General features: G+C 67.5%; 20 protein-coding genes. 11 read left to right on the forward strand and 9 right to left on the reverse strand.

All coding sequences use genetic code 11. The annotated features are described in order from the left end of the window. Nucleotides 1-124: 124 nt before the first annotated feature. The 4 genes from hrcA to TEF_07925 all read left to right on the forward strand — a co-directional run bounded on the left by hrcA (nucleotide 125) and on the right by TEF_07925 (nucleotide 3,944). Nucleotides 125-1,174, forward strand: coding sequence for a heat-inducible transcriptional repressor HrcA (gene hrcA, locus TEF_07910; protein ID ANK80731.1), 1,050 nt, complete (start codon nucleotides 125-127; stop codon nucleotides 1,172-1,174). Nucleotides 1,175-1,219: 45 nt separating this feature from the next. Further along, the gene (locus TEF_07915; GenBank protein ANK83350.1) at nucleotides 1,220-1,894 is read left to right on the forward strand and encodes a hypothetical protein; all 675 of its coding nucleotides are present in this window, start codon (nucleotides 1,220-1,222) and stop codon (nucleotides 1,892-1,894) included. 62 nt (nucleotides 1,895-1,956) lie between these two features. Then, entirely contained in the window at nucleotides 1,957-2,883 is a 927-nt protein-coding gene (locus tag TEF_07920; GenBank protein ANK80732.1) for a hypothetical protein, read from the forward strand. Between the two features lie 68 nt (nucleotides 2,884-2,951). Beyond that, nucleotides 2,952-3,944 (forward strand): hypothetical protein, encoded by a 993-nt coding sequence (locus TEF_07925; GenBank protein ID ANK80733.1) that lies wholly within the window; start codon nucleotides 2,952-2,954, stop codon nucleotides 3,942-3,944. Between the two features lie 165 nt (nucleotides 3,945-4,109). On the opposite strand, the gene TEF_07930 is transcribed toward TEF_07925, so the two are convergent. The 5 genes from TEF_07930 to TEF_07950 all read right to left on the reverse strand — a co-directional run bounded on the left by TEF_07930 (nucleotide 4,110) and on the right by TEF_07950 (nucleotide 9,908). After that, a complete protein-coding gene (locus TEF_07930) occupies nucleotides 4,110-5,312 on the reverse strand; it encodes an aspartate aminotransferase (protein ANK80734.1) in 1,203 nt (400 codons plus the stop codon). A 79-nt stretch (nucleotides 5,313-5,391) separates the two neighbouring features. Continuing rightward, a complete protein-coding gene (locus TEF_07935; GenBank protein ANK80735.1) occupies nucleotides 5,392-6,624 on the reverse strand; it encodes a hypothetical protein in 1,233 nt (410 codons plus the stop codon). 12 nt (nucleotides 6,625-6,636) lie between these two features. After that, entirely contained in the window at nucleotides 6,637-7,956 is a 1,320-nt protein-coding gene (locus tag TEF_07940; protein ID ANK80736.1) for a mechanosensitive ion channel protein, read from the reverse strand. 105 nt (nucleotides 7,957-8,061) lie between these two features. Further along, nucleotides 8,062-9,144, reverse strand: coding sequence for a malate dehydrogenase (locus TEF_07945; GenBank protein ID ANK83351.1), 1,083 nt, complete (start codon nucleotides 9,142-9,144; stop codon nucleotides 8,062-8,064). A 74-nt stretch (nucleotides 9,145-9,218) separates the two neighbouring features. Further along, entirely contained in the window at nucleotides 9,219-9,908 is a 690-nt protein-coding gene (locus TEF_07950) for a hypothetical protein (GenBank protein ANK80737.1), read from the reverse strand. A gap of 180 nt (nucleotides 9,909-10,088) precedes the next feature. Here TEF_07950 and TEF_07955 point away from each other — a divergent pair, with 180 nt between their 5' ends. After that, nucleotides 10,089-11,672, forward strand: coding sequence for a hypothetical protein (locus tag TEF_07955; GenBank protein ID ANK80738.1), 1,584 nt, complete (start codon nucleotides 10,089-10,091; stop codon nucleotides 11,670-11,672). Here TEF_07955 and TEF_07960 read toward each other — a convergent pair. From TEF_07960 to TEF_07975, 4 genes are all read right to left on the reverse strand, one after another. Next, a complete protein-coding gene (locus TEF_07960; GenBank protein ANK80739.1) occupies nucleotides 11,669-13,084 on the reverse strand; it encodes a benzoyl-CoA oxygenase subunit B in 1,416 nt (471 codons plus the stop codon). The genes TEF_07955 and TEF_07960 overlap by 4 nt on opposite strands. Further along, on the reverse strand, nucleotides 13,084-14,763 hold the full coding sequence (locus TEF_07965; GenBank protein ID ANK80740.1) for a benzoyl-CoA-dihydrodiol lyase: 1,680 nt from the start codon (nucleotides 14,761-14,763) through the stop codon (nucleotides 13,084-13,086). The genes TEF_07960 and TEF_07965 overlap by 1 nt, the downstream gene beginning before the upstream one ends. Before the next feature lie 103 nt (nucleotides 14,764-14,866). Then, nucleotides 14,867-15,352 (reverse strand): hypothetical protein, encoded by a 486-nt coding sequence (locus TEF_07970; protein ID ANK80741.1) that lies wholly within the window; start codon nucleotides 15,350-15,352, stop codon nucleotides 14,867-14,869. A gap of 356 nt (nucleotides 15,353-15,708) precedes the next feature. Then, nucleotides 15,709-16,599: a hypothetical protein gene (locus tag TEF_07975; GenBank protein ANK80742.1), complete on the reverse strand. Its 891-nt coding sequence runs from the start codon at nucleotides 16,597-16,599 to the stop codon at nucleotides 15,709-15,711. 93 nt (nucleotides 16,600-16,692) lie between these two features. Between TEF_07975 and TEF_07980 the strand changes: the two genes are divergently transcribed. The 6 genes from TEF_07980 to TEF_08005 are packed head-to-tail and all read left to right on the forward strand — an operon-like array spanning nucleotide 16,693 to nucleotide 21,583. Beyond that, on the forward strand, nucleotides 16,693-17,172 hold the full coding sequence (locus TEF_07980; protein ID ANK80743.1) for a hypothetical protein: 480 nt from the start codon (nucleotides 16,693-16,695) through the stop codon (nucleotides 17,170-17,172). A 12-nt stretch (nucleotides 17,173-17,184) separates the two neighbouring features. Next, a complete protein-coding gene (locus tag TEF_07985) occupies nucleotides 17,185-18,774 on the forward strand; it encodes a 4-hydroxybenzoate--CoA ligase (protein ANK80744.1) in 1,590 nt (529 codons plus the stop codon). Between the two features lie 6 nt (nucleotides 18,775-18,780). Then, the gene (locus TEF_07990; protein ID ANK80745.1) at nucleotides 18,781-19,566 is read left to right on the forward strand and encodes an alpha/beta hydrolase; all 786 of its coding nucleotides are present in this window, start codon (nucleotides 18,781-18,783) and stop codon (nucleotides 19,564-19,566) included. A 14-nt stretch (nucleotides 19,567-19,580) separates the two neighbouring features. Continuing rightward, a complete protein-coding gene (locus TEF_07995; GenBank protein ID ANK80746.1) occupies nucleotides 19,581-19,838 on the forward strand; it encodes a hypothetical protein in 258 nt (85 codons plus the stop codon). Between the two features lie 14 nt (nucleotides 19,839-19,852). Beyond that, nucleotides 19,853-20,881, forward strand: coding sequence for a hypothetical protein (locus tag TEF_08000; GenBank protein ID ANK80747.1), 1,029 nt, complete (start codon nucleotides 19,853-19,855; stop codon nucleotides 20,879-20,881). A 6-nt stretch (nucleotides 20,882-20,887) separates the two neighbouring features. Continuing rightward, a complete protein-coding gene (locus TEF_08005; protein ID ANK80748.1) occupies nucleotides 20,888-21,583 on the forward strand; it encodes a hypothetical protein in 696 nt (231 codons plus the stop codon). The last annotated feature ends 42 nt before the right edge of the window (nucleotides 21,584-21,625 follow it).

Genomic DNA, 21,625 nt, shown 5'->3' on the forward strand with positions numbered 1-21,625 from the left:
CCTTGTCTTCGGAACGTGCTTCTAGGCCATATGAGGGGCGGGGGGAACCGGGTCGAGAACGTTGACCCCGGACCGGGGCGTCCCTAACTTCCGCACCACATCCGTTTTTCGGTAACATGGGAAGATGCACGACAAGGCCGTCATTCAGTCACTGGACGAACGCAGCCGCGAGATCTTCCGACATATCGTTGAGGGCTATCTGGAGACGGGGGCGCCGGTCGGTTCGCGTACGATCTCCCGCCGGCTCCATACCGCGCTTTCGCCAGCGTCCGTCCGCAACACGATGTCCGACCTGGAAGAGCTTGGGCTGCTTTACTCGCCGCACACTTCGGCCGGCCGCATGCCGACGGAAGTGGGCTTGAGGCTGTTCATCGACGGATTCCTCGAAATCGGCGATCTGACCGATGACGAGCGGGCCTCGATCGAGGGGCATTGCGTCGCTGTCGGCCGCAACTATACGGACATGCTTACCCAGGCCAGCGACATGCTGTCGACGCTGTCGGGCTACGCCGGGCTGGTCACGGTGCCCAAGAACGATCAGCCCCTCAAGCATCTGGAGTTTGTCAGCCTGGCGCCCGACAAGGCGCTGGTGGTCATGGTCACGGTCGGCGGCGTGGTCGAGAACCGGCTGATCGCGCTGCCGCCCGGGCTGCCGCCCTCGTCGCTGGAGGAGGCGGGAAACTACCTCTCGGAGCGGCTGCGGGGCAGCACGATCACCGAGGCCAGGGACGCGATCCTGAAGGAGATCGAGGAACATCAGGCGCAGCTCGACGCGCTGGCGTCCCAGGTGGTGGAGGCGGGCCTCGCCGACTGGGCCGGCGGCGACGGCTCCAGCCGCCTGATCATCCGCGGCAGCGGACGGTTGCTGGAGGATGTGCAGGCGATCGAGGATCTGGAGCGGGTGCGGCGCCTGTTCAACGATCTCGAGACGAAAAGCGACCTGGTGAACATGCTCGACCTCACCGGCGAGGGCGAGGGCGTGCGCATCTTCATCGGCTCCGAGAGCAAGCTGTTCAGCCTTTCGGGCAGTTCGATGATTGTCGCGCCCTTCTCCGACAGCAATCAGCAGATCGTCGGCTCGATCGGCGTGATCGGCCCGACGCGCTTGAATTACGCGCGCATCATTCCCATGGTGGACTACACCGCGCGCGTGATCGGAAAGCTGATCGGCTGAGCCTCGGCCCACGATGCGCCCTCCAGAATTCAGGACCGAACGATGATGCAGGAAGACGGCAAGAAGTTGCCCGAGGACAAGGTCGACGAGAGCCGGCCGACCGAGGAAATCGCCGACAGCGAGGATGCGGCGGCGGAGGCGGCTGAGCAGGCGGCGAACGACATGGACCAGGAGCCCGACGCGCCGGCCGCGCCGCCCGAGAACGAGGTCGCCGGCGAGCCGGACGAACTGGCGGTGCTGACCGAGGAGAACGCATCGCTGAAGGACCGGCTGGTGCGCACGCTGGCGGAGCTGGAGAACACCCGCAAGCGCGCGCAGCGCGACCGCGAGGACGCCCAGAAGTTCGCCGTCCAGAAGTTCGCGCGCGACATGTGCGAGGTCGCCGACAACCTGCAGCGGGCCATTGACGCCGCGCCGGAGGAGGGGGCGGACGAGAACACCATGGCGGTGCTGGAGGGTGTGAAGATCACCCGGGCCGCGCTGCAGCAGATCTTCGAACGTCATGGCATCCGGGTGATCGAGGCCAGGGACCAGAAGTTCGACCCCAACCTGCACGAGGCCATGACCGAGATCGACGTGCCCGGCGCGCCGCCGGGGATCTGCATCGAGGTGATCGAGACCGGATACACCCTGAACGGTCGTCTGCTGCGTCCCGCACGCGTGGTGGTGACGAAGGCGCAGAGCCGTTCCGCCGGCCAGAGGGTGGACACACAGGCCTGAGGCCGGCGGCCGGAGCGCGGCGCGTGCCGATCCGAAATGACGAGCGGCTTCTGGTCGAGGCGGTGGTCGACTACGCCGAGCGCCGCGGCCTCGCCCTGACGCGGCTGTCGCATGACTGGATCCTGGTGCTCGAGGCCGAGGACCGGCGGCACGTCGTCTTCGGCTACGACGTCGGGCTCAATGGCGCCGGCTGTCTCAGGGTCGCCAACGACAAGGCCGCCAGCTTCGAGGTGTTGCGCGCTGCGGGCGTGACCATGATCGAGCATCGGCTGTTCCTGGAGCCGATCATGCATCGCTTCACCGGGCAGCCCGGCAACTGGCAGGCCTTGCTGAAGACCTTCGCGGACTTCGGCGGCGATGTGGTGGTCAAGGCCAACGAGGGCACCAGCGGCAACGATGTCCACCGTGTGGATTCGGTGGCCGAACTGGAGCGCGTCGTCCACATGCTGCTGCAGGGGTGCCGTTCCATCGCGCTCTCGCCCTTCGTCGAGATCGCCGCCGAACAACGCTTCGTCATCCTGGACGGCGAAATCGTGCTCGCCTACGACAAGACCCGGCCCGCCGTGGTGGGCGACGGAGAGCGCACCCTGCGCCAGCTTGCCGCCGCGGTCATGACACCGGAGATGGCAGAGGCCTTCGGCGAATGGCTGGCCGCCCGCACGCCGCGGGAACTGGACCGGGCGCCGGACAGGGGCGAGATCGTCACTGTCGGCTGGCGGCACAATCTGGGTCATGGCGCGCGGCCGAAGGAACTGGAATCGAGCCATCCCACCGTCGCCGCCAACGGCGAGATTGCCTTGCGCGCGGCCGAGGCGGTCGGCCTGCGGTTCGGCAGCGTCGACATTGCAGAGGCGGTCGACGGCGTGCCCGCGGTGATGGAGATCAACGCCGGCGTCATGCTGGAGCATTTCGCCCGCGCCGGCGCAGAGCGGCGCGCACGGGCGGTCGAAATCTACCAGGCGGCGCTGGCGCGGGCCTTCGACGCATAGGCATTTGGCCCGGACCGGGCGATGCTCTAGGTAGTACGCGGATAACAGCCGTTTGGGAGGAGCGCATCATGGGTGACACGTTCAGAGCCATCGTCGCCAACAAGACCGACGCCGGCTACGAGGCGAAGATGGAGGAGATCGGTCTCGACCAGCTATCCGAAGGCGATGTGGTCGTCGACGTGGCCTATTCGACCCTGAACTACAAGGACGGCCTCGCGGTCACGGGCAAGGGCAAGATCTGCGAGAGCTTTCCCATGGTCTGCGGCATCGACTTCTCCGGCACCGTGGCGTCGTCGGAAACCGACGCCTTCAAGCCCGGCGACCGGGTGGTCGTGAACGGCTACGGCCTCAGCCAGGACAAGAGCGGCGGCTATGCCCAGAAGGCGCGGGTGAAGAGCGACATTCTGGTGCGTCTGCCTGACGGTCTCGACCTGAAGCAGGCGATGGCCATCGGCACGGCCGGCTATACGGCGATGCTCTGCGTGCTGGCGCTGGAGAAACATGGCGTGGCGCCCGGATCGGGCGACGTGCTGGTCACCGGCGCGGCCGGCGGCGTCGGCTCGGTCGCGGTCGCGGTGCTGGCCAAGCTCGGCTACTCGGTTACCGCCTCGACCGGCCGCGAGGAGACCCACGGCTATCTGAAGGATCTCGGTGCGGCGAACATCATCGACCGCGCCGAACTCTCCGAACAGGGCAAGCCCTTCCAGAAACCGCGCTGGGCGGGCGTGGTCGACACCGTCGGCTCCCACACTCTGGCCAACGCGCTGGCCCAGACCGCCTATGGCGGCTGCGTCGCGGCCTGCGGCCTGGCCGGCGGGCCGGATCTGCCCACCACGGTGCTGCCCTTCATCCTGCGCGGGGTGAATCTGGCTGGCGTCGATTCCGTCTACGCGCCCATGCCGGCGCGGCAGGAAGCCTGGTCCCGGCTGGCCGTCGACCTGCCGCTCGACAAGCTGGACGCCATGTCGGAGATGGCGCCGCTGCAGAAGGTGCTGGAGCTGGCGCCCGAGATCCTGAAGGGCCAGGTGCGCGGCCGCGTTATCGTCGACGTCAACGCCTGAGGCGTCTGCCCCGGTCCCGTTCCGGGCAGGCCTTGAGCCCGGGCTGGGTCCCGGGGTCAAGCCCCGGGACGGGGATGAATTGAAAGTGCCACCGGCTTTTGCCCGCTCCGGGACTCGATCCCGGAGCCCAGTCGGCCATCATAGCCTGGGCAGGGGCGCATCGCCCTACTTCAGATCGGCGCAGGCCTTCTGGATCCGCGTGCAGGCTTCCTTCAGCGCCTCGGTCGAGGTCGCGTAGGAGATGCGGAAATGCGGACTCAGCCCGAAGGCCTCGCCCTGCACGCAGGCCACGCCGACGCTTTCCAGCAGGTAGGTGACGAAGTCGGTGTCGTTGCCGATCTTCTTGCCGTCGGGCGTCGTCTTGCCGATGCAGCCGGCGCACGACGGATAGACGTAGAACGCGCCTTCCGGCGTCGAGCAATGCAGCCCCTCGGCATCGTTCAGCATGGCGACCACCAGATCGCGCCGTTCCTGAAAGACCTTGTTGCGCTCGGCGATGTAGTCGTTCGGGCCGGTCAGCGCCTCGACGGCCGCCGCCTGGCTGATGGAGGAGGGGTTGGAGGTCGACTGCGACTGGATCTTGGCCATCGCCGCCACCAGCGTCACCGGCCCGCCGGCATAGCCGATGCGCCAGCCGGTCATCGCATAGGCCTTGGAGACGCCGTTGACCGTCAGCGTGCGGTCGTAGAGGAACGGGCAGACCTCGGCGATGGTCGAGTACTCGAAGTCGTCATAGACGAGGTGTTCGTACATGTCGTCGGTCATGACCCAGACATGTTCGTGGCGTTTCAGCACCTCGCCCAGCGCCGCCAGCTCCTCGCGGGTATAGGCCGCGCCGGAGGGGTTCGACGGGCTGTTGAGGATCAGCCACTTGGTCTTCTTCGTGATCGCCTTGTCCAGTTCCTCGGGCACCAGCTTGAAGCCCTGGTTGGCGCCGGCCTCGATGAAGGTCGGCGTGCCGCCGGCCAGCAGCACCATGTCCGGATAGGACACCCAGTAGGGAGCGGGGATCAGAACCTCGTCGCCCGGGTTCAGCGTCGCCATCAGCGCGTTGTAGAGCACCTGTTTGCCGCCGGTGCCGACCGTGATCTGTTCGGGCGCGTAGTCCAGGTTGTTCTCGCGCTTGAACTTCTGGCTCACCGCGGCCTTCAGCTCCGGCGTACCGTCCACGTTGGTGTACTTGGTCTCGCCGTGGCGGATGGCCTTGATCGCCGCTTCCTTGATGTTGTCGGGCGTATCGAAGTCCGGCTCGCCGGCGCCCAGTCCGATGACGTCCTTGCCCATGGCGCGCAGCTCGCGGGCTTTGGCCGTGACCGCGATGGTCGGCGACGGCTTGATGCGGCTCAGCGATTCGGCAAGGATCGACATGGTTCCTGCTCCGGAATGATGTTTTGCGTGAGGCCCCTGCGACGGGCCGGCGGGAAACTACGCCCGGCGCGGAGGCAATTCAAGAAGGGCGAGGCCCTGCGCCGGCTGCCGCGTGCGCCTGGGCGGAGGCGGCCCGGAACGCGATCAGGCCGGCCAGGGTCAGCGCGCCGATCACCATGATCGCGAAGTCGTAGCCGCCGGCGGCCCAGAGCAGCGTGCCGAGGAACGGCGCCAGGGCGAAGGCCAGCATGGTCGGCAGGGCCAGCGAGCCGTAGATCGCGCCGAAATTCTTCTCCCCCAGCAGATCGCGGGTCATCACCGGTTTCATGATGGAAAAGATGCCGATGCCGCTGCCCTGTAGGACGACGAAGGCGAAGATCAGCAGCGGCCAGAACGACGCCGTGAAGAGACAGACCGTTGCCAGCAACAGCGCGCCGAAGCAGTAGGTGGTGATGACATGGTTCGACAGGTGCCGCTCCGACAGCATCATGGCGACACGGCCGGCGACCTGCATCGGCCCCATCAGCGAGGCCGCCAGCACCGCCTGCTCCGGCGAGACGCCCCGGTCGTCCAGGATCGGCAGGATATGGTTGATGATCACGGCGTGATTCAGCGAGAGCAGCGCGAAGGCCAGCGCCAGCAACAGGAAGACGGGGCTGCGCAGCACCTGGGCGACGGTGCGCTCCGCGGCTGCGGCAATGCCGCCGTGAGCGGTCTCGGCGGGCGCCGCTGCGCCCGCGGCGCCGTGCGCGCGTTCCAGCGTCCGCGCGCCGAACAGCAGCAGCGGCGCGCCCGCGAACGCTATCAGGCCGGCGAAGACGAAGGCGGCGGTCTGCCAGTTCGCTTCGCGGGAGACGTAATGGCTGAGGGGGAAGCTCACCGTGCTGGCGAAGCCGGCCACCAGCGTCACCATGGTGATGGCGCGCCGCGCCGCCGCGCCGCGGGTCCGCGTGATCAGGGCGAAACAGGGCTCGTAGAGACAGCCGCCCATGCAGACGCCGATCGCCAGCCACAGGGCGGCGAAGACCCAGATATTCGGTGCGAAGGGCAGCAGCGCCACCAGTCCCGCGGCAACGAAGGCGAGGCCTGCGATGGTCTGTGGCCCGCGGCCGCGGTCGATCAGGCGGCCGGCCAGCGGGGAAACCAGCGCCGTCAGCACCAGGGCGGCGGCGAAGGCGGCGGTCAGCGTCGTCTTGGGCCAGCCTTCCACCGTTTCCCAGCGCAGCAGCATGGCGGGAAAGAAATAGTAGGTGCCCGCCCAGACGATGGTCTGGCCGATGGCGAGAGCGGCGATGGCGAGCCGGACGGTCACGGCCGACCCCGGTCAGGCGGATGCATTCGGGGTCTGGTCCTGGTCCTTCAGCAGCCGGATCTCCCGCTGCGGGAACGGGATCTCGATGCCGTGCGCCTTCAGCGTCGACCAGATCATCAGCAGCAGATCGCCGCCGACGCGGTTGTCGCCATCATCGATCCCCTCCATCCAGAACTCGACCAGGATCGTGATGCCCGAATCGGCGAACTCCTGGATTTCCGCATCTGGACGCTCGGCGATGGGAATGTGCTCGCCGCTGAGCACCTTCGGATGGCTGGCGACGACGTCGCGGATGATGGGGAACATCGCTTCCAGGTCGGTGTCGTAGGCGACCTGGAAGTTGAGCGCGTAGCGCTGCTTCTGGTTGTGATGCGTCCAGTTGGTGAAGGCCGTGGTGATGAACTGCTCGTTCGGCACCATGATGTCCTTGCCGTCGAAGGTCTCCAGGATGGCGTAGCGCATGTTGAGTTCGCGCAGCCGGCCCGCGCGGCCGTCCTCCAGCTGGATGTAGTCGTCGATGGTGATCGAACGGTCCAGCAGGATGATGATGCCGGAGATGAAGTTCGCCGCGATCTGCTGCAGACCGAAGCCGAGGCCGACGCCGATGGCGCCGCCGAAGACCACCAGGGTGGTCACGTCGATGCCCATGATCTGCAGCAGCAGGATGAAGATCAGCACGAACAGCGCGATCTGGAACAGCTTGGCGGCCACTTCCTTCGTGGAGGTGTCGAGCTGCTTCTGGCTGCGGATGACCTTCTGGCCGGTGCGGTTGGAGATGCGCCCCAGCCAGAACAGCACCGCGCCGAAGATCAGCGTGCGCACGATCGTGTAGGCCGAGAAATGGATATTGCCGATCTCGAAGCTGATTTCCTCGAGCTCGCTGGTCACCGTGTCGAGCCAGCCGAAGACGTAGAGCAGCGCGATCGGCAGGCCGATGAAGGTCAGGATGCGGTTGATCGCCTGGTTGCGGATCAGGTGCGTGCCGAGGCGGTAGATGAGCTGAACCACCGAGACGCCCTGGGCGATGCGGATCAGCCAGTTCTCCCCGAACGCGGTCTCGCCGAAGACCGAGAGAGCGCCGAAGACGACGACGCAGGTGAAGGGGAAGACCAGCGTGCGGGCGCGGAAGAAGGCCCATCTGATCTCGTAGCCCTCGGACGCCTTCGGCTCCCGGCTGAACCAGAAGAAGCGGCGCTGGATCAGGGTGGAGAGCAGCCAGGATGCGGCGAGCGCGGCCGCGATGGCGCCGAGCTGATAGTAGAACGCGGTCCCGCTCAGCGTGGTTTCAACCAGCGCCAGGTTGCGTTCCAACCAGATTTCCAGCCGTTCCATGATCACGCAGACCCGATTTCCATTGTGCGGCTGCACACGATCTTGGCCAAGGGGGGCGGCCGCGTCTGCAACAATCTTGCTGACCGCCCCGGCGGAGGGTTCCGGTCAGGCCGCCGCCCCGGTCAGGTCCACGCCCTTGCGCGCGGCCGTGGCGACTATATCGGCCCAGGCTTCCGGCGCCAGCGGCAGGCCGCTCGCCAGCCGTTCCGCCATCACCTGGCGCTCCTTCTCGCCGGGGATCAGCACCTCGCCGCCGGGCGCCGTGGGCCGCGCCGACTTCACGAAGGCGGCGTAGGCGGTGATCTCCTCGAACAGGCCGTTGCCCATCTCCCGTGGCGCGGCGGCCAGCGCCGACGGGTCGATGTAGATCGACAGCATGCCGTTGCAGAATCGCCGCCGTTCGTCCTCGCCCAGAGCGCCGGCGGTGCCGGAGCCGGTCAGCGCACCCGCCAGCATCTCCATCATGAAATTCATGCCGAAGCCCTTGTGTTCGCCGAAGGCGCGCAGCGCGCCGGGCCCTTTGGCCGGGTCGGGAAAGGCGCCGTCGGAGACGTCGCCATAGAGCGGGCGGGGATCGCCGGTGATATTGCCTTCGCCGTCGACGATGGCGTCGGGCGGCAGGGGCTTGCCGCCCTTCAGCGCCACCAGCGCCTTGCCCTCCGCCACCAGGGAAGTGGCGAAGTCGAGCACGATGGGCTCGTCGCCGTCTCGCGGCACGCCGATGCAGAAGGGATTGGTGCTGCTGCGCCGGTCGATGCCGCCGAAGGGCGCGACCAGCAGGGAACCGCGGACATTGACCATGTGCATGGAGACCAGCCCGGCCTCGGCCGCACGCTCCGCCCAGTCGCCGATGCGGCCCAGATGGCCCGAGTTCCTGAGCGCGGTCAGCGAGACGCCGTTTTCCTTCGCCTTGGCGATGCCGATGTCGACAGCCTGCTCGCCGATGGTCTGGCCGAAGCCGAAGCGGCCGTCGATCACCGCGAAGACCGGTTGGTCGACCATCAGCGCGATCGTCTGGCCGGGAATCTGGACGCCGTCCTCGGCCCACTGCACATAGCGCGGTATGCGGATCACGCCGTGGCTGTCGTGACCACGCAGGTTGGCGCCGGCGAGCCGGGTGATGATGCGCCGCGCTTCCTCGGGCGCGCAGCCCGCCGCCTCGAAAGTGGCCGCGCCGACGCGGTGCATGGTCTCGACCGGCACGAAGACCTGGCCGTCGCGTTCGCGAATCTCGTTCATGATTCCCTCTTCTTCCGCCGGCGTCAGCCGATCTCCCGGACCTTGCCGCTGGCGTACATGTCCTCGATATAGGCCGGCACGCCAAGCCCGCCCTCGACCTTCGCCAGCATCTCCGCCTCGGCGCGGCGCACGTCGTGCAGCTTTGCGATCACCGCGTCGATACGGGCATGGGGCACGACCACCACACCGTCGACGTCGCCGACCACGATGTCGCCCGCGGCGACCGTCAGCCCGGCCAGCACGACTGGCTCGTTGACCACGCCAGGGCCATTCTTGGCCGGGGAGTTGGGCGTGACCGCAGTCGCGAAACAGGGGAGACCGACATGGCGGATGCCCGGCGTGTCGCGTACCGCGCCGTCGGTCACCAGAGCCGCGGCGCCCCGGTTCTTCGCCATCTGCAGCACCAGATCGCCGACCACGGCGGTCTGGACATAGCCGTCGGTCGCGACCACCGCCACATCGCCCGGCTGCAGCAGCGGCAGGGCGGCGAGCAGGGCCAGATTGTCCGCCGGCCCGGTATGGCAGGTCACCGCCACGCCGCAGAAATCCGACTGACCGGCAATGACGGGCTTGACCGCGGGTCCCATGGCGCCGCGCCCGCCCAGCGCGTCGACGACGAATCCCGTCGGCGCCCCGGCGATCGCGGCGACCTGTTCGGCGCTCGGCCGCGGCGTGTTCCGCCGCACCGTCACCAGCGGCGCGTCTTCGAGCATTCCAGTTCCTCCCTCGGTCCCGTTGGGGGATCGTTCTCCGCAGCCTAGCGCGCGGCGGTCGCCGGCACACCCCGATATGAGCCTCCCGGCTGCGAACGGGCGCAGAGGGAGGTGAACGCAAATTTAACGCGGGCCGGTCATGGTTCGGCAGGAGCCGGACAACCTGCAAAGAGAAGATCCGTGGACGGACGGCGGAGCATTCTGCACCAGGCGCGCAAGGTCATCGACGCCATGGCGCGGCGGCCGGTCGTGTCCGTCGCCTTCTTTGCCGCCGCCGGTCTGGGCCTGATCGCCGTACTCGCTGCGATGGTGCTGGACGACCTGCGCTACCGTACCGCGCTGGAGAGCGCACGGTCCTATTCGGCAACCCTCACCGCCGTCCGCGAATACTACACCTCCGTGGTCGTGCCCCGGGCCCGTATCGGCGGTCTGGAAGTTGCCCGCGATTACCATCAGCGCGAACGCGCGATTCCCACGCCGGCGACCATGTCGATCGAACTGGGAATCTGGATCAACGACCTGGTCCGTCCCGCCGAATTCCGCTTTTTCAGTGGTCACCCGTTCGACTACCGGGATGACGGCGGGCCGCGAAACGCCTTCGAGGCGGAGGCGCTGGAGCGGCTGGTGAACAACCGGGAGCCGGCTTTCAGCCGGGTCGTCCGTGATGGCGACGGGCTGCGCCTGCGCCACGCCGAGCCCGTGGTCATGGGCGCCGGCTGCGCGGCCTGCCACAACACCCATCCCGATTCGCCGCGAGACGACTGGAAGGCCGGCGACGTGCGCGGCGTTCAGGCGGTCAGTATCGCGCTGCCGCCGCTGTTCCCCTCGTTGAGCCGCGTGATCGATCCGTCCAATCCGACCTTCTGGCCGATGCTGGCCCTGCTGGCCGGTCTGGCCGCGATCTGCGCCGTCTTTCTGGTGCTGATGCGTCGGCTGCGGCGCGCGCTCGATTATGCCCGCCAGCGCAATCGCCAGCTCGCTCAGGCGCGCATTCACGCCGAAGCGGCCTCCGAGGCCAAGTCACGCATCATGGCCAATGTCAGTCACGAACTGCGCACGCCGCTCAACGCCATCATCGGCTTTTCCGAACTGATGGGCAGCGAGGCCTTTGGTCCGATGAACAACCCGAAATACCTGGACTATGCGCGCGACATCAAGCTGAGCGGCGAGCGGCTGATGAGCTTCGTCGAAAACCTGATCGGCTTCTCCGAAATCGAATCCGGCGCGATGGAACTGCGCCGCGAGGCGGTCAATCTGGATCAGGAGGTGCGCCGCGTGGTCGGCCTCTACGAGCCCGTGGCTTCCGAGCACGGGGTATTCGTGCGTGTCGAGCCCACCTCGGCAGCGCCGGTGCTCAGTGTCGACCGGCGCGCATTCCGCCAGATCGTCGGCAATCTGGTCGCCAACGCGGTGCAGTACGCCGGGCCGCGCGCCATTGTGTCGATCCGCATCTTCGGCGATGCGATGGAAGCGGGCGTGATCATCGCCGACGATGGCGTCGGCATCGCGAAGGCCGAGCTCCGCCGGCTACTGCAACCCTTCGAGCGGGCTGGCGACCCGCGCTTCGCCAATGTCGACGGCATCGGTCTCGGTCTGCCCATCGCGCGTGAACTGGCCGCCATGCATGGCGGCTCGATCTGGATCGACAGCGCGCCGGGCAAGGGGTTGACGGCGCGCGTGACCTTTCCGCCCGACTGCATCATCGGCCACGCAGCCGACGATGGAGAGGCGCGAACCCGGCGCGGTCGGCGGTCCGTCAGCTAGTTGAAGCGGACATACTCGAAGTCGACGGGCCTGCCGTTGATGCCGCGCCGCGGCGGGGCGATCCAGGCCGCGAACTTGCCGGGCTCGTAGACCGGCTTCATCAGCGATTCGACGTACTTCTGATCCTCGTCGGTCGGCAGCCATTCATGGCAGCGCGCATTCCACTCCTCGGCGGAGATCAGCTTGCCTTCCGGCGTGCAGTGGACGCTGGCGAACTGTCCGATCTGGCGATGGAAGGCCCGGTGCGGCAGCTTCAGCCGGAAGTCGATGCCCGCCTTGGCGATCGCCTTGTTCCAGCGGTCCACGCCGCGCTGACAATCGAGGACGTAGTCGTCGCGGAGCGCCTCGTTGAGCGCTTGAAGCGCGGGATCATCGCGCATGACGAAGCGGCTGTCCTCCAGGTGCATGACCTCGTGGCTGGCGTCCTTCAACAGGTGATCGTCGTCCTTCCGCGTCTCCTCGAACCGGCCCTTGAGGCCCATCGTGTAGTAGTTCGCGGCGTTGGTGGAGAGTTCCGAACCGAACAGATCCACCGATACCGAGAAGTGGAAGTTCAGGTATTTCTGCAGCAGCGAGAGGTTCACGCCGCCGAAGGGGCTGATGTCGTCGGTGTCGTGCTCCTTCATCAGCTCCAGCGTCCGGTCGATGACGCGGCCGATGCCGGTCTCGCCGACGAACATGTGATGGGCTTCCTCGGTCAGCATGAAGCGGCAGGTGCGCGAAAGCGGATCGAAGCCGGACTCCGCCAGGCTGGCGAGCTGGTACTTGCCGTCGCGGTCAGTGAAGTAGGTGAACATGAAGAAGCTGAGCCAGTCCGGCGTCTTCTCGTTGAAGGCGCCCAGGATACGCGGCTTGTCCTCGTCGCCGGAGCGGCGCTCCAGCAGGGCCTCGGCCTCCTCGCGGCCGTCGCGGCCGAAATGGGCGTGCAGCAGATAGACCATGGCCCACAGATGCCGGCCTTCCTCGACATTGACCTGGAAGAGGTTGCGCAGGTCATAGAGCGAGGGCGCCGTGGCGCCCAGCAGACGCTGCTGTTCGACTGAGGCGGGCTCGGTGTCGCCCTGGGTGACGATCAGACGGCGCAGCACGCCGCGGTACTCGCCCGGCACTTCCTGCCAGGCGGGTTCGCCCTTGTGGTCGCCGAAATTGATCTGCCTGTCGGGATTGCGGTCGGCGAGGAAGATGCCCCAACGGTAGTCCGGCATCTTCACATAGTCGAAATGGGCCCAGCCCTTGGCGTCGACCGAGGTCGCAGTGCGCAGGTAGACGTCCTTCTGCTGGAATCCCAGGGGACCGATGTCGTCCCACCAGCTCAGGAAATTCGGCTGCCAGGCCTCCAGCGCGCGCTGCAGGCGGCGATTGTCGGACAGGTCCACATTGTTCGGGATCTTGTTGACGTAGTCGATCGCCATCAGGCTCTCCTCTGGTCGAATTCGGTGCGCTCGCCGGAACCGTACAGCGGCAGCGCGCCCTTCTCGCCGGTGGCGTTGGGGCGCTGGAATATCCAGTTCTGCCAGGCGGACAGGCGGGCAAATATCTTGGTTTCCAGGGTCTCGGGACCGGCGAAGCGGAGCGAGGCTTCCATGCCCGTCAGCGCGTCCGGCGAGAATGCGGCGCGCTCCTCCAGCGCGATGCGGACCTCGTCCTCCCAGTCGATATCGTCGGGCGCGAAGGTGACGAGGCCAAGTTCCTCGGCTTCCAATGCCTCCACGTCTTCGCCGTCGCGTTCCAACGCCGCGGCGAGCGCCGCCTCATCGCCGAGGAAACGGCTCTGCAGGCGGGTGAGGCCATTGCCCATCGGATAGGCCCCACGGTTGGCGACGGTCAGTCTCAGGGCCGCCGGCGGCCGGTTGTCGCCCTCGAACTGGCCGTCGAGCATGTAGGAGCGGTCGGCGGCCAGGGCGAGTTCCAGCAGGACGCCGGTGAAACAGCTCCCGGGCTCGATGAAGGCGAACAGCGACCGCGCCGAAACGTCGACGCGCTTCAGCACCCGGCGAAGGTAGAGCGCGACCTCGCGCACGAACCAGTTGTCCATGCTGTCGGCCAGCAGCGCGTCATGGCCGGCCACGCGTTCGCCGTCGCCCTCGGTGCGGAAGACCCAGGCGCCGATGGTCTCCTCGTTGATGCGCAGATGCAGGATGGCGTCGTCCAGTTCCCGCGCCAGACGCAACGGCCAGAAGCCGGCGCCTTCGGTTTCGGCGGCCGCGGCGTCCGCCGGCGCGTCTGCCTGTGGACCCAGCACCGTGATCTCGGCGGCGCGGGCTTCCCGGTCGATCTCGACACGGAGGGTGGAATAGCGGATGACGTCGCCGTCGATCTTCCGTTCCAGCGGCGTGAGCTCGACGCCCTTCGCATCCGCGGGCCGGTCGGAAGTGGCGGCGAATTCGTGCGCGCGCTTCTCCGCGGCTTCCATCAGCTTGCTGCGCGGCACGGTCTCGTCGACCAGCTTCCAGTCGACGGCGCGCTTGCCGCGGACGCCTTCCTCGGTGGTGCAGAAGAAGTCGGCCCGGTCGCGGCGCACCCGGCGCTTGTCGACCAGCCGCGTCAGTCCGCCGGTGCCGGGCAGCACGGCCAGCAGCGGTACCTCGGGCAGGGACACCGAGGAAGAGCCGTCGTCGGCCAGCATGATCCAGTCACAGGCCAGCGCCAGTTCGTAGCCGCCCCCGGCGCAGGAGCCGGTCACCGCGCAGATGTAGCGCTGGCCGGAATTCTCGGTCGCGTCCTCCATGTACAGACGCGTCTCGTTGGTGAACTTGCAGAAGTTGACCTTGTGGCTGTGCGTCGCGCTGGCCAGCATGCGGATATTGGCGCCGGCGCAGAACACCCGGTCATGGGCCGAGGTCAGGATCACGGCCCGTACTTCGGGGTGCTCGAAACGCAGGCGCTGAATGCAGTCGTAGAGTTCGATGTCGACGCTGAGATCGTAGGAGTTGAGCTTCAGCTCGACATCGTCGCGCAGACCGCCCTTTTCGTCGACGTCCATGCGCACCCAGGCGATCTCGCCGTCGATGTCCAGGCGCCAGTGGCGGTAGCTGTCGGGATGTCTCTCGAAGTCGATCATCGGGGCGCGGCTCTCCCATGTACTCAACATGCACTATAATGCATGCAAGGGGAGCCAACAACCCGAAATGAGAGACGCCCGCCATGTGCTGGCGGGCGTCTCCAACGCTATCGGAATCGGTGGTCGGGTCGGTTCAGGAGCCTTCGTACTTGGGCGCCAGCTTCTCGGCGCGGCGCTGGCCAGCGGCAACCTGGCCGGGGCGCAGATCGGCGCTCAGCTTGTCGCGCACCTGGGCGGCCTCGGGGTCGCCCTTCTGCGCCGCGATTTCCAGCAGCGCGTAAGCCTGTACCTTGTCCTCGTCGACGCCGCGGCCCGCGGCGAACATTTCCGCCAGCGACTTCAGCGCGGTCACGTGACCGGCGCGCGCCGCAGCCTGGTACCAGGCGGCGGCCTTGTCGAGGCGGGGCTCGCCGGTGCCCTCGCCGCGCTCGAACATCTGCGCGGCGCGGAACGTGGCTTCCACGTCGCCGGTGCCGCCGGTGTTCACATATTCCTGCAGCGCGCCCTTGTGATCGCCGGCGGCGTAGAGCTGCTCGGCTTCCTTGAGGCCCGCCTGCGCCGTGCCGACGCCAAGAGCGACCAGCATGGAGATGGAGGTAATGGTTGTCCTGATGAACATGTCTCGATCCTTCCTTCCCGGGATTCCGATACGCAACAAACTGGTCCGTACGAAATGGAACCTGACGCAACCCTCTTCGTGCGCTTCCGCGTCCAGTACAAGCAATTCACGGGCCAACTCCGAAATCCGGATGCGGGCAGCCGTCGACCGGGCCAGATGCCGAGAATCCGTGCCAACAACCCCGCCTTGATTCGCGCCTGTCGGAAATTCGCGTCGTCATGTTCCATGCCCCCTTGAGAAGGCCGGCGCGGCGAAGTCACATGTCGTGTCCGGTTTTGTCGCTTCGTCTCAATGCGGCACCGCATATGGATGGCGGGCATTGCATTTTGCGACGACGGTCACTTGACGCCAGCCGCTCAGGCTGCGCGGACAGCTGGCCAGCAGCGCAGGACACGTTCGGCCACCGCATCGGGCGCCAGACCGGAGGTGTCGACGATCGCGTCTGCCTGCGCGTAGAGCGCTTCCCGGTTCCGCAGGATGCGCTCCAGGTCCTCCATCGCCTGCCGGTTGCCCGCCATCGGCCGCTGGTCGCCTTGGGCCACGACACGCGACATGTGCGCCTGCGGGTCCGCTCGCAGCCAGATCGTGTAGCAACCACCGAGCAGCATCTGGAACGTCGCCGGGTTCGAGACGATGCCGCCGCCCGTCGCCAGCACGGCCTGGCGGCGGTCGCCGAGCAGGCGCCGCAGCGCCTCGCCTTCGAAACGGCGATAGCCGGCCTGACCCGAGAACTCGAAGATCTCGTCCAGACCGAGCCCGGCAACCCGTTCGACTTCTTCGGCCAGTTCGACGAACTCGCTGCCGCGCCGTGCCGCGACCAGCCGGCCGACGGTCGACTTGCCGGCGCCGCGCAATCCGATCAGCGCGAGACGGCCATTGCGCTCGCTGCTGCGGACGAAACGCTGTTCCAGCAGCCGGCGCGCCTCGGCGATCTGTTCCGTCCCCAACTGATCCAGCATGCCGGCGAGCAGCCTGTGATCGGGCGATCGGTCGGGGCCGTCGTCGAGCAGTTCCGACAGCGGCGTCGCCAGCGCGCCGGCTACCTGCCGCAGCAGGACGATGGAGATATTGCCCTTGCCCGCCTCGAGCTGGGCCAGATGCCGCTCCGAGACCCCGGAATGCTTGGCGAGATCCCTGCGCGTCATGCCGTGACGGGCGCGTGCGTCGCGCACCCGCGTGCCCACCCCCTGGAGAAAGGCGGCGGTCGGATCCATCTGGTCTCGGGCAGGCGGCTCGCGCATCGTCATGCCTGCAGTATAATGCATTTGATCTGGCGGCGCATCCGCTTATGGGCTATAGGGGCGGGCGCGCGGCGGAACCGCAACTGGGAGCGTGGACCCATGGCCGATCCGATCAAGATACTCGTCGGCACCATGACCGGCACGGCCGAGATGGTCGCCGAGGACATGCAGGCGGCGATCGAGGCGGAAACCGAGCGGGAGACCGAAATCCTGCTGATGGACGATCTCGACGAGACGGTCTTCGACGACGTCGATGCCGTCTACCTGATCGTCACGTCCACCTATGGGCAGGGCGACGTGCCCGACAACGCGCTCGATTTCTACGAGGCCCTGGAAGAGAAGGCGCCGGACCTGAGCGGCATTCGCTTCGGCATCTTCGGCCTGGGCGATTCGACCTACGCCGACACGTTCAACCACGGCGGCGAGCGGTTCGAGAAGGTGTTGCGGGAACGCGGGGCGCGCCAGATCGGCGAACGCTTCGCGCACAATGCCAGCGGCGGCGACCTGCCGGAAGATGCAGGCGTCGAATGGGTCAGGCAATGGCTCGGGGAACTGAACCGCAGCCAGGAGGCCGCATGATGGGGGGATCACATGAACCTTTCGCGCTTCACCGAGGTCGACTGGGGCGCCAGCCCGCCTGAGATCCGGGTCCCGCGGGCCTACAACGCCGCGGCCGACTTCATCGACCGTCATATCGCCGAGGGCCGCGGCGAGCGGGTCGCCTTCATCGATGACCGCGAACAGGTTACCTATGGCGAGCTTGCCGAGCGCGTGAACCGCGCGGGCAATGCGCTGAAGGCGCTGGGGCTGCAGCCCGAGGACCGCATCATGATGGTGATGCTGGACACCATCGATTTCCCGGCGCTGTTCTTTGGCGCGATCAAGGCCGGCATCGTGCCCGTGCCCGTCAACACGCTGCTGACGGCCGACGATTACGCCTACATGCTCAGGGATTCGCGGGCCAGGGCGGTCTTCGTCTCCGACGCCCTCTATCCCGTCATCGAGGGCGCGCTGGAAGATCAGCCCTTCGTGCGGGACGTCGTCGTCTCCGGCGAGGCGGCCGGGGGGCGGCCGCGGCTTGCCGACCTCATGGCCCGCGCCGACGCCGATCTCGCGCCGGCGGAGACCCTGGCGGACGAAACCTGCTTCTGGCTCTACAGCTCCGGTTCGACGGGCCGGCCGAAGGGCGCGGTCCACATCCACTCCGACATGGTCAATACAGCGGTCCTCTACGGCCAGCAGATCCTCGGACTGAGCCAGAACGACACCGTGTTCTCTGCGGCCAAGCTGTTCTTCGCCTACGGGCTGGGCAATGCGATGACCTTTCCGCTCTATGTCGGCGGCAAGGCAGTGCTGATGGCGGAGCGGCCGACGCCGGAAAGCGTCCTGAAGCGCCTGAACGATCACAACCCGACCGTGTTCTACGCGGTGCCGACGCTCTACGCCGGCATGCTGGCCGATCCGGCGCTCAAGCCGGGGCGTGAGGACGCGGACCTGCGCCTCTGCGTTTCCGCAGGCGAAGCGCTGCCGCGGGACGTGGGCGAACGCTGGCGGCAGCGTTTCGGCGTCGACATCATCGACGGCATCGGCTCCACGGAAATGCTGCACATCTTCCTGTCCAACCGTCCCGGCGAGGTCCGCTACGGCACCACCGGCAAGCCGGTTCCCGGCTACGAGGCGAAGCTGACCACCGAAGACGGACAGGCCGTGCCGCAGGGCGAGATCGGCGATCTGTGGATCAGCGGACCGTCCTCGGCCGTGGCCTACTGGAACAATCGCGCCCGGAGCCTGGAGACCTTCCACGGGCCGTGGACGCGCACCGGCGACAAGTACCTGATCGACGAGAACGGCTGCTATGTCTACCAGGGGCGGTCCGACGACATGCTCAAGGTCGGCGGCATCTGGGTCTCGCCCTTCGAGGTGGAATCGGCCCTGGGCGAGCATGAGGCCGTACTGGAGGCCGCCGTCGTCGGCCGCGCGGACCATGATGGCCTGGTCAAGCCGGAGGCGTTCGTGACCCTGGCGGAGGGCCGCACCGGCGATGACGCGCTGGCCGGGGAACTGCAGGCCTTCGTGAAGGATCGGCTGGCGAAGTACAAGTATCCGCGCTGGATCAACTTCGTCGATGAACTGCCGAAGACCGCGACCGGCAAGACGCAGCGTTTCAAGCTGAGGGACTGAGGGGTCTTGGCCGGATCCGATTTCGTGGAAGTGGCCGGCGGCCGGATCGAGTACCGCTGGTATGGCCGGCCGGTCTCCGGCGCCGACGAACCGGTGGTGGTGTTGCTGCACGAGGGTCTGGGCTGCGTCGACCTCTGGCGCGATTTCCCCGATCGCCTCGCCGCGGCGCTGGACCTCCGCGTGCTGGCCTACAGCCGCTATGGCTATGGCCGCTCGGCCCCGTGCCGATTACCCCGGCCCATCAGCTACATGCATGACGAGGGCCGGACGGTGCTGCCGGAACTGCTCTCGGCGCTGAAGATCGGCCCGCACCTGCTGGTGGGTCATTCGGACGGCGGCTCCATCGCGCTTGCCTACGCCGCGCTGGCAGCCCGGCCCGGTCTCGTCGGCGTCGTCACCATGGCCGCTCACATCTTCGCCGAAACGGTCAGCATCGAATCCATCGCCCGGGCCCGCGAGGCCTATGAACGCGGCAGTCTGCGCGCGGCGCTGGCCCGCCATCACGGCGACAATGTCGACTGCGCCTTCCGCGGCTGGGCCGATGCCTGGCTGAGCGGCGCGTTCGACGCGTGGAGCCTGGTGGACCTGCTGCCGCGAATCGAGGCGCCGTGCCTGGTCATCCAGGGGGAGGGCGACGAGTACGGCACGGAGAAGCAGGTCGACGGCATCGCCCGGGGTGTCGCCGGTCCGGTCGAGACCCTGATGCTGCCGGACTGCGGTCACAGCCCGCACCGCGACCGGCCCGAGGCGGTCCTGCCAGCCATCCGCCGCTTTTCGGCCTCACTGGCTTGAGCTACCATCCCGGAATGGGGCGAGGGGGCGACAACGACAGAATTGACGACGCGCCTTCGGCCGCACAGCTCAGCTATCTGAGGCGCGGGTTGGTTCAACCCGGGGGCAAGCTGCCGTTGTTCGACGAGGATGGACAGGCTGTGTCCGCGCGGACAATCAGGATCTGCATCGAGAAGGGCTGGGCCGAGCCATGGTTCGACAATCCGATCAAGCCGGACTGGCTGGTCTGCCGGCTGACGGACGCCGGCCGCCACGCCGCCGAGGGAGCATGATCCGGGTCGCCGTCATGGCGGCCGCCGTCGTGCTTCTGGCCGCGGTAGCCGCGGCCGCCGATGACCGCACGCCCCAGGAATTGTGGGATGCGGCGCGCGGCGGGGAGGTCGAGGCGCAGGTCGCGCTCGGCGACTACTACAGCGACCCGGAAGGGCCGGAGCCGAATCCCGAGACGGCCGTCTACTGGTACGGCGAGGCGATGAACAACGGCTCCAGCGAGGCCGCGGCCCGTCTCGGCGCCATGTTGCTTGACGGAGACGGCGTCGAGCCGGATTTCGGCCGCGCCATGGAGGCGCTCGAAATGGCCGCCTCGGCCGGCGACGCGATGGCGCAGTATCGTCTGGGCACGGTCCACGCCAACGGCTTCGGCATCGCGGCGCCGGACGCGGCGCGGGCGCGGGGCCTGTTCGAATTGTCGGCGGCGCAAGGCTATCCGGCCGCGCAGGCAACGCTGGGGGTGTTCTATCAGCAGGGCATCGCGGGCGCCCAGTCGAACGAACGCGCGATCGAGCTGTTCCGCGCCGCAGCTGCGGCTGGCCACCCACTCGGCCAGTATCACCTCGGCGTCCTGCACCTGACCGATTTGCTGGGCGAGCCCGACGCGGCCGCCGCGAAGTCGTGGTTCGAGCGTGCCGCGGCCCAGGGTCTGCCACAGGCCGACCTCGCCCTGGCGCAGCTCTACATGTCGGGCAGGGGCGTGAACCCCTCATCCCAGAAGGCTTTCGAACTGGTCCTGCGCGCGGCCCGGGCGGGACTGCCTGACGCCCAGTTCCAGCTCGGCGTCTGGAGCGCTCACGGCGCTTTCGGTGAGCCGGACCAGTCGGAAGCCGTGCTCTGGTATCAACGCGCCGCCGAGCAGGGCCATCCGGACGCGCAGTACCTGATGGGCAATCATCTGGCGACGGGACGGGGCGTCCGGAAGGACATGGACATGGCGCTGGAATGGCTGGCGGCGGCGGCGCGGGCGGGGCATCCTCAGGCCCGGCAGCGCCTGGAAACCTACAGGGCCATGCAGGACGGCGAAGCCGGGAAACAGGAGTAGTGAAACATGCCTGTGGGTGAGTTCTGGCATCTGGTTCTGGCGACCGCGGTCTTTCTGGCGATCCATGTGATCCCCTCCAGCGTGCTGCGGAGCAGACTGACCGGAGCGCTGGGGGAGGCCGGCTACGCCATCGCCTTCTCGATCCTCTCGATCGCCGCGCTGCTCTGGATGGTGCTCGCCTTCAACGCCGCGCCGACGGGGCCGGTGCTGTGGATGAACCACGGCGTCGCGCAATACGTCACCCTCGTCCTCATGTTCGTCGCCCTTCTGATCGGCGTCGGCGGCCTGATCGGGCGCAGCCCGACGGCGGTAGGCGGCGGCGGCGTGGCCAGGGAAGGCGACCCGGCGACGGGCTTCCTGCGCATCACGCGCCATCCCTTCCTCACCGGCGTCGTGCTCTGGTCCGTGGCTCATCTGATCGTGCGCGGCGACCTGCGGGCCATCGTCTTCTTCGGCGGCCTCGGCCTGCTCGCCGCGGCCGGCACGGTGCTGATCGACCGCAAGTCGCACCGCCGTCTGGCGGGGTGGGAGCGCTTTTCCGCCGTCACGTCGATCGTGCCGTTTCTGGCCATCATTCAGGGCCGCAACCGGCTGGTGTTCGGCGAACTGCGGTTGTGGCGCCTGGCCATCGGCTTCGTGGTTTTCATGGCGATTCTGCACGCCCATCCCTATCTGATGGGGACCTATCCGCTACCCGGCTAGCTGAATCCAGGGCTTGAAGGCGCGCCCGCGGTCCATACATTA

It is taken from the genome of Rhizobiales bacterium NRL2, assembly GCA_001664005.1.
Lineage (GTDB): Bacteria > Pseudomonadota > Alphaproteobacteria > Minwuiales > Minwuiaceae > Minwuia.

Bases quoted from the DNA above. Each gene is read 5' to 3' on its own strand.
- hrcA (ANK80731.1), top strand. From the start codon at position 125: ATGCACGACAAGGCCGTCATTCAGTCACTGGACGAACGCAGCCGCGAG.
- TEF_07915 (ANK83350.1), top strand. From the start codon at position 1,220: ATGCAGGAAGACGGCAAGAAGTTGCCCGAGGACAAGGTCGACGAGAGC.
- TEF_07925 (ANK80733.1), top strand. From the start codon at position 2,952: ATGGGTGACACGTTCAGAGCCATCGTCGCCAACAAGACCGACGCCGGC.
- TEF_07930 (ANK80734.1), bottom strand. From the start codon at position 5,312: ATGTCGATCCTTGCCGAATCGCTGAGCCGCATCAAGCCGTCGCCGACC.
- TEF_07940 (ANK80736.1), bottom strand. From the start codon at position 7,956: ATGGAACGGCTGGAAATCTGGTTGGAACGCAACCTGGCGCTGGTTGAA.
- TEF_07945 (ANK83351.1), bottom strand. From the start codon at position 9,144: ATGCACCGCGTCGGCGCGGCCACTTTCGAGGCGGCGGGCTGCGCGCCC.
- TEF_07950 (ANK80737.1), bottom strand. From the start codon at position 9,908: ATGCTCGAAGACGCGCCGCTGGTGACGGTGCGGCGGAACACGCCGCGG.
- TEF_07960 (ANK80739.1), bottom strand. From the start codon at position 13,084: ATGGCGATCGACTACGTCAACAAGATCCCGAACAATGTGGACCTGTCC.
- TEF_07965 (ANK80740.1), bottom strand. From the start codon at position 14,763: ATGTTGAGTACATGGGAGAGCCGCGCCCCGATGATCGACTTCGAGAGA.
- TEF_07970 (ANK80741.1), bottom strand. From the start codon at position 15,352: ATGTTCATCAGGACAACCATTACCTCCATCTCCATGCTGGTCGCTCTT.
- TEF_07975 (ANK80742.1), bottom strand. From the start codon at position 16,599: ATGACGATGCGCGAGCCGCCTGCCCGAGACCAGATGGATCCGACCGCC.
- TEF_07980 (ANK80743.1), top strand. From the start codon at position 16,693: ATGGCCGATCCGATCAAGATACTCGTCGGCACCATGACCGGCACGGCC.
- TEF_07985 (ANK80744.1), top strand. From the start codon at position 17,185: ATGAACCTTTCGCGCTTCACCGAGGTCGACTGGGGCGCCAGCCCGCCT.
- TEF_07995 (ANK80746.1), top strand. From the start codon at position 19,581: ATGGGGCGAGGGGGCGACAACGACAGAATTGACGACGCGCCTTCGGCC.
- TEF_08000 (ANK80747.1), top strand. From the start codon at position 19,853: ATGGCGGCCGCCGTCGTGCTTCTGGCCGCGGTAGCCGCGGCCGCCGAT.
- TEF_08005 (ANK80748.1), top strand. From the start codon at position 20,888: ATGCCTGTGGGTGAGTTCTGGCATCTGGTTCTGGCGACCGCGGTCTTT.